The following is a 7,022-nucleotide window of genomic DNA, read 5'->3' as shown; positions in this document are numbered from 1 at the left end:
GGAAGCTAAGACCCACAGCGCCGATGGTACTGCACCCGGGAGGGTGTGGGAGAGTAGGACACCGCCGGACAACCATTCAGAAAGGCCCCAACCACGACGGTTGGGGCCTTTCGCCTTTAACAACCACACACACCATGCAATAAGGGCAGCCTCCGCCACGACGGTTGGGGCCCTTCACCTTTAACAACAAGTCCTGGAAGCGAACGAGCAAGGGGCCCAGGCCCTTGTGAGACTTGCCACGGGATGCCCGAAAGCCGCCTCCCGGGTTCAGTGGCTCTGGTGGCGTCGAATAGAATTGCATAAGACATACGAGTCGGTGGTTCAGTGCTGCCGGCGGCGTGACAACGAAATAAGGGTTATGAGCGACTACGCACGCGCCAGTGGTCGGCTCGCAACAGGAGGAATCCACCATGGCTGAGCACAACGGCGGTAATCGCGGCGGCAATCGCGGAAACTTTGGCGGCAACAGGGACGGCCGCGGTTCGTTCCGCGCCAACAACAATTCCGGAGGGGACCCGAGGGGTTTCCGTTCCAGGGAAAACCGGGATGGCAATGATCGTCCCTCCCGCGACGGTGAGCGCCGCTCGTTCGGCAGTGACCGTAGTGACCGCGGCGATCGCAAGCCTTTCGGTGACCGTCCCGAGCGCGGCGCCCGTAACTTCGATGGCCCTCGCCGCGACAACAACGATCGCAAGCCCTTCGGTGACCGTGGTGATCGTCCGGCACGTGATGGTGAGCGCCGCTCGTTCAGCAATGACCGCGGAGACCGCAGGTCCTTCAACAACGACCGTAAGCCTTTCGGTGACCGTGGTGATCGTCCGGCACGTGATGGTGAGCGTCGCTCGTTCAGCAGTGACCGCAGTGACCGCGGCGACCGTAGGCCTTTCGGTGACCGTCCCGAGCGTGGTCCGCGGAACTTCGATGGCCCCCGCCGTGACAGCAACGACCGCAGGCCCTTCAACAACGACCGTAAGCCTTTCGGCGATCGCGGCGATCGTCCGGCACGTGATGGTGAGCGCCGCTCGTTCAGCAATGACCGCGGCAACTCCTGGGAAGAACGGCCTGCCCGCGTTCCCAACGCCAAGGACATCCGTAGCTCGAACCGTCCCGACCGCGAACGTTCTCCCGAGATTGACGAGGATGTCACAGGTAAGGAACTGGACCGTGCCACGGGCCACCAGATCAAGACCCTTGAAGAGCAGAGCGCCGGCTGGGTTGCCAAGCATCTGGTCATGGCTGGCCGCCTGATCGACATTGAACCCGAACTGGCGTTCCAGCACGCCTTGGCTGCCAGTCGTCGTGGAGGCCGTCTCTCCGCGGTCCGCGAGGCAGTGGGTCTCACCGCCTACGCTGCCGGCCACTACGGCGAGGCACTGCGTGAGTTCCGGACCTACCGCCGCATCAGTGGATCCAACGTCCACTTGCCGGTCATGGCCGACTGCGAGCGTGGCCTGGGCCGCCCGGACCGGGCTTTGGACATGGTGCGTTCGCCTGAAGCCCAGGATCTCGATGCCCCGGGCAAGGTGGAGCTGGCGATCGTGGCTTCCGGTGCCCGTGCGGACCTTGACCAGCTCGATGCTGCCGTCAGCGAGCTTGAGATCCCGCAACTGGATATCAACCGTGCTTTCTCCTACAGCCCCCGCCTCTTCCGCGCTTACGCCGAGGCATTGAACGCTGTTGGGCGGACGGAAGAGGCCGACAAGTGGGCCCGCCAGGCCGTGGTCGCTGAGAACGCGCTGGGCGTCGGGGACTTCGCTGAACCTGAAATTCTTGACCTCGGCTGGGACGAGCAGGAAGAAGAAGCCGCGCGTAAGCCGCGCTTCCAGAACTCGGCCCCGGAGACCGACGTCGTGCAGCCTGAAGCCGAAACGGTCATCGCGGAAGCTGCCGCGGCTGACGTGGCCCATGACGAGGTTGAACTCGATGACGCCGAGTCGGACTACTTCGAGTCCGATGACGCTGAGTCTGATATCGATTCTGCCGAGGACGACGATGAGTCCGACGAAGCAGAAGCAGGTAACGAGGGCACTGACTCCCAGCATGGCTGATTCGCTGATCTCTTCCTTTGATGCCGTCCTCTCCGACCTTGATGGCGTGGTGTACGCGGGACCGCACGCCATCCCGGGGGCCGTGGAGTCGTTGCAACGCCTCGAAAGCGTAGGCGTTGGCCTGGGGTACGTCACCAACAACGCTTCCCGGACTCCTGCCCAGGTGGCCGCGCACCTGCGTGAGTTGGGCGCGCCGGCAGAGGACCATCAAGTGGTGAGTTCGTCGCAGGCGGCAGGGGAGCTCCTTGCTTCCATGCTGCCGGCGGGATCGCATGTGCTGATCACGGGCAGCGCGGCCTTGGCCCACGAGATCGAACTTGTGGGACTCAAGCCCGTCCGCAGCGCAGCTGAGGCCCCTGTTGCAGTCGTTCAGGGATTCAATCCAGAGATTGGCTGGAAGGATCTCGCGGAAGCCGCGTACGTTGTCGCGGGAGGTGCCACGTGGTTTGCCACCAACACCGACATGTCCATTCCGCAGGCACGAGGCATCGCGCCGGGCAATGGGACGCTCGTGGCAGCCGTGGCAGCGGCTACCGGAAAGGCCCCCCTCGTCGCCGGGAAGCCGGAGGCGCCCCTGTTCCACGCAGCAGCCAAGCGGCTTAACGCCGAACGTCCGCTGGTGGTCGGTGACCGCCTCGACACCGACATCCTCGGTGGCAACCGCGCAGGATTCGCGACGGCGGCCGTGCTCACCGGCGTTGATACCACCAGTACCATCCTTGCTGCGCGCACCGATGAACGCCCTGACTACCTGCTCGCGGACCTGGAGGGACTGTACGTCCCTTATCCGGCCATCACGGACGACGGCGGCACCTTCCGTTGCGGTGCTGCTTCGGCTTCCGTTGTGGACGGCACGGTGACCGTGATCGGGCATGAGGATGACCTCGACGCTTGGCGTGCGGCCTGCGCCGCATGGTGGGCTGCCGTTCCCGATGCTGCGGAAGCGACGGCCCCGCAGGTGGAGTGGCGTACTCACTAGACTGGTGCGATGACCGAAATTCCCGCACCGGAGCCGGACGACAGCCAGGTGCAATGGCCGGAGCCGGCCAATGCTACAGGTGATGCCATGGTGGACAAGGCTATCGGCCTCCTGGACAGTGTGCCCGATGCTCCGCTGGAGGAGCACGGGGAGCTGTACACGCGGATCCATGATTCGTTGTTGGAGGCCTTGGATTCCGAGCCAGGCCTCCCAAGCAACCACGCCAGCACCCACCGTCCGGAAGGCAGCAACTGATCCATGGCACGACTCGACCAGGAACTGGTCACCCGAGGATTGGCGAGGTCCCGGACCCATGCCGCGAAACTGATCAGTGATGGCAAGGTCACATCCAGCGGCTCTGTCCTTGCAAAACCGGCACTCCAGGTCGATGGCGATACCGAGCTGATCGTCCAAGCGCATCTTGAGGATATTTACGTCAGCCGCGCCGGTCATAAGCTGGCCGGCGCACTTGAGGCCTTTCCCGCCGTCGTGGTTACCGGCAAGCGGTGCCTCGACGCCGGTGCCTCCACGGGCGGTTTTACCGACGTGCTCGTCCGCCAGGGCGCGGCGTGCGTTGTTGCGGTGGATGTTGGTCACGGACAGCTGGTTCCCCAGCTGCGGGAGGATCCCAGGGTTGAGGTCCACGAAGGACTCAACGTCCGGTATATGACTCCGGAGCAGATCGGTGGCCCGGCCCGGCTAACGGTGGCGGATTTGTCTTTCATCTCGCTGACTTTGGTGCTGGAACCCCTGGCCGCCTGCACGGAACCCGGCGGGGATCTGCTCCTGATGGTCAAGCCACAGTTCGAGGTTGGCAAGGAGCGGTTGAGCCGGAGCGGCGTGGTGTCCTCCGAGCATGAACGACGCCGGGCGGTTGCCCAGGTTGCCCATGCTGCGGTTGAATCGGGGCTGGATCTTCGGGGCCTGGCTGCCAGCCCGCTGCCTGGCCAGGACGGAAATGTTGAATACTTCCTGTGGATGACGCGCCGGATGTCGGCTGAGTTGCCTAAGATCGAAGAGCGGGACCAGCACGTAGCTGCCTTGTTGAAGAACCTCTGGCCAAACCACTAGAAAGCAGAACCCGATGAGCAGGCGTGTACTTGTCCTTGCCCACACTGGGCGGGAGGAATCGCTCCGCGCTGCATGGGATGCCTGTACGCAATTGCACTCGTCAGGTTTGGTTCCTGTGCTGCAGAAGTCTGAACTTGCCGATATCGAACGCTTTTTCGGCGCTTTGGACACCCCTATTGAGATTTTGAACGACCACGTCAGCTTGGAGGACGTGGAATTGGTCATGGTCCTCGGCGGTGACGGCACTATCCTGCGTGCTGCGGAACTGGTCCGCGAGGTAGATGTACCGCTGCTCGGAGTCAACTTGGGCCACGTTGGCTTCCTGGCCGAAAGCGAGCGGGCCGACCTCGCCCAGACGGTGGAATGGATCGCGAGCCGCCAATACACGGTGGAAGAACGCATGACCATCGACGTCCAGGTGTGGATCAAGGGCCAGAAGATCTGGCACACGTGGGCGTTGAACGAGGCCGCCATCGAGAAAGCCAACCGGGAGCGGATGCTGGAGGTCGTCACCGAAGTCGATGAACGTCCGTTGACCTCCTTCGGCTGCGATGGCGTGGTGATGGCTACGCCTACGGGGTCCACGGCCTACGCTTTTTCCTCGGGCGGACCCGTGGTGTGGCCTGAGGTTGAGGCCCTGGTGATAGTCCCCATCAGCGCGCATGCGCTCTTTGCCAAGCCGTTGGTGGTTTCTCCGCGCTCCAAGCTTGCGGTAGAAATCATGAACCGGACCGATGCCCAAGGCGTTCTTTGGTGCGACGGCCGGCGGTCAGTGGATCTGCCTCCCGGTGCGCGGGTGGAGGTGACCCGCTCCGCAACGCCGGTGCGGCTCGCCCGGACCCACAAGACCCCGTTCTCAGCCAGGCTGGTCCGCAAATTCGAACTCCCCATCCACGGATGGCGCGGCCCGGCACCACGCCGGGGCGAAGTCCACACGGGTCCCATCCCGGTCATCAGAACCCTGTCACCGGCGCCTTTGCCGAGCCCGCGGGATGTCAATGCTCCCCGGGACGGTGACCCCTCCGATCCCACGAATGCGAAGTGAAGCATGCTTGAAGAACTCCGAATCCGTGACCTCGGCGTCATCACCGACGCCGCCCTGCCCTTGGGCCCGGGCCTTAGCGTCGTCACCGGCGAAACCGGCGCCGGCAAGACCATGGTGGTCACCGCCGTCGGGCTTCTCCTGGGTGCCCGTTCGGACGCCGGTGCCGTGCGCAACGGTGCCAAGTCCGCGTCTGCCGAGGCGGTTCTGAAGCTTGATCCCGCCCACAGCGCAGTGGAACGCACCCGCGAAGCAGGCGGCGACGCCGAAGAATACGACGGCGTAGCGGAGCTCTTGCTTGCCCGTACCGTCGGCGCGGACGGCCGCAGCCGTGCTTACGTCGGTGGCAGAACCGCACCGGTAGGTGTCCTTGCAGAACTGGGCGAGAGCCTCGTGGTGGTTCACGGACAGACGGACCAGATTCGTTTGAAAGGCGCCGCTGCACAGCGTCACGCACTGGATCGCTTCGCAGGGGGAACCTTGGCCAAGTCGCTGGGGGAGTACCAGGATCTTTACCGGCATTGGAAGGCGATCCAAACCGAACTTGAGACCCTGCGGACTGAGGCACGCGAGCGGCTGCGTGAGGCAGAGTCGCTGGACGCCGCCTTGACGGAGATCGATGAGATCGATCCCCAGCCGGGCGAGGACGAGACCCTCAAGGCGGAGGCGGTTAAACTCGCCAATGTCGAGGAACTGCGGATTGCCGCGGCGTCGGCGCATGAGTCCCTGATCGCCGAGGAATTCGGCGAATCCGGCGATGCCACGTCCATGGTGGACGCAGCGAAGAGGACGCTTGAGCATGTGGCCGAGCACGATGAAACCCTCGGAGCCGCTGCGGCCAGGTTGGCTGAAGTGGGGTTCCTCCTCAACGACATTGCTGCTGAGCTCTCCAGCTACCAGGCCGCGCTGGACACCGAGGGCCCGGAACGGCTGTCCGAAATCGAGGAGCGCAGGGCTGCCCTCGCCAAGCTCATCCGCAAGTACGCTCCCAGCATTGACGAGGTGCTGGAGTGGGCGGCCACGGCGCGGAAAAGGCTGGATGAACTGCAGGACGATTCGAGCCGGATCGAATCCTTGGACGCCGAGGTGGCCTCTACGGAGGTGACGCTGCGCAAACTGGCCGCGGCCATCAGCAAGGCGCGTTCAAAGGCGGCCAAGGACCTGTCAGGGCGCGTCAGTGCCGAGCTGAAGGCCCTGGCCATGGCTGATGCCACCTTGGTGATTGAGGTGGAAAGCAGCGATGTCCTGGGGCCGTGGGGGACCGACGAGATCGCCTTCCTCCTCCAGCCGCACTCCGGCGCTCCCGCGCGCCCCCTGGGCAAGGGAGCTTCGGGAGGTGAACTGTCCAGGGTTATGCTCGCCATCGAAGTTGTCCTCGCTGCGGTGGATCCCGTTCCCACGTTTGTCTTCGACGAAGTGGACGCCGGTGTGGGCGGGCGTGCCGCCGTCGAAATCGGACGTCGCCTGGCCATGCTGGCACGCCACGTCCAGGTGCTGGTGGTCACCCACTTGCCCCAGGTTGCTGCGTTCGCCGATCAGCACATCCGTGTCACCAAGACGTCGGTGCGCGGTTCCGACGGTAAGACGGCCACGGGTTTCACCTCCAGCGATGTGCAGCTGCTCAGCGAGGACGAACGAGTCAAGGAACTGGCACGAATGCTGGCAGGGCAGGAGGACTCGGAATCCGCCCAGGCCCACGCGCAGGAGTTGTTGGACGACGCAAAGCTCCTGCCCCAGCGGGCCTGAACCTGGCGCTGTGAGGCGGAAGGTGAAAATGGGAGCACCATCACATCAATGCTTTTTGGCCGCCATGCTCTTGATTGGATCGCGGTCCTGGGCAACTATTGACCATTTGGGGAATCCGAACAAGACGCTTGGAAGG

At 64.0% G+C, this 7,022-nt stretch carries 6 protein-coding genes; all 6 read left to right on the top strand.

Going from position 1 to position 7,022, the window contains the following annotated elements:
- The first annotated feature begins 410 nt into the window (after positions 1-410).
- From FDP28_RS16525 to recN, 6 genes are read left to right on the top strand one after another with little or no spacing between them, the layout of a single operon-like run.
- Positions 411-2,048, top strand: a complete 1,638-nt coding sequence (locus FDP28_RS16525) for a hypothetical protein (protein WP_144662622.1) — start codon at positions 411-413, stop codon at positions 2,046-2,048.
- Positions 2,041-3,027: an HAD-IIA family hydrolase gene (locus tag FDP28_RS16520; protein ID WP_144662621.1), complete on the top strand. Its 987-nt coding sequence runs from the start codon at positions 2,041-2,043 to the stop codon at positions 3,025-3,027. Before FDP28_RS16525 ends, FDP28_RS16520 begins: the two co-directional genes overlap by 8 nt.
- A 9-nt stretch (positions 3,028-3,036) precedes the next feature.
- Entirely contained in the window at positions 3,037-3,282 is a 246-nt protein-coding gene (locus FDP28_RS16515) for a hypothetical protein (protein WP_144662620.1), read from the top strand.
- A 3-nt stretch (positions 3,283-3,285) separates the two neighbouring features.
- Positions 3,286-4,098, top strand: a complete 813-nt coding sequence (locus tag FDP28_RS16510) for a TlyA family RNA methyltransferase (protein ID WP_144662619.1) — start codon at positions 3,286-3,288, stop codon at positions 4,096-4,098.
- A gap of 13 nt (positions 4,099-4,111) precedes the next feature.
- On the top strand, positions 4,112-5,143 hold the full coding sequence (locus tag FDP28_RS16505; RefSeq protein WP_144662618.1) for an NAD kinase: 1,032 nt from the start codon (positions 4,112-4,114) through the stop codon (positions 5,141-5,143).
- A 3-nt stretch (positions 5,144-5,146) separates the two neighbouring features.
- Complete coding sequence (gene recN, locus FDP28_RS16500) at positions 5,147-6,886, top strand: DNA repair protein RecN (RefSeq protein ID WP_144662617.1); 1,740 nt, start codon at positions 5,147-5,149, stop codon at positions 6,884-6,886.
- Positions 6,887-7,022: the final 136 nt, after the last annotated feature.

This window comes from Paenarthrobacter nicotinovorans (assembly GCF_007670255.1).
Lineage (GTDB): Bacteria > Actinomycetota > Actinomycetes > Actinomycetales > Micrococcaceae > Arthrobacter > Arthrobacter nicotinovorans_B.
Note: the sequence above shows the minus strand (reverse complement) of the source record. Positions and strands in the feature narration are given on the sequence as shown.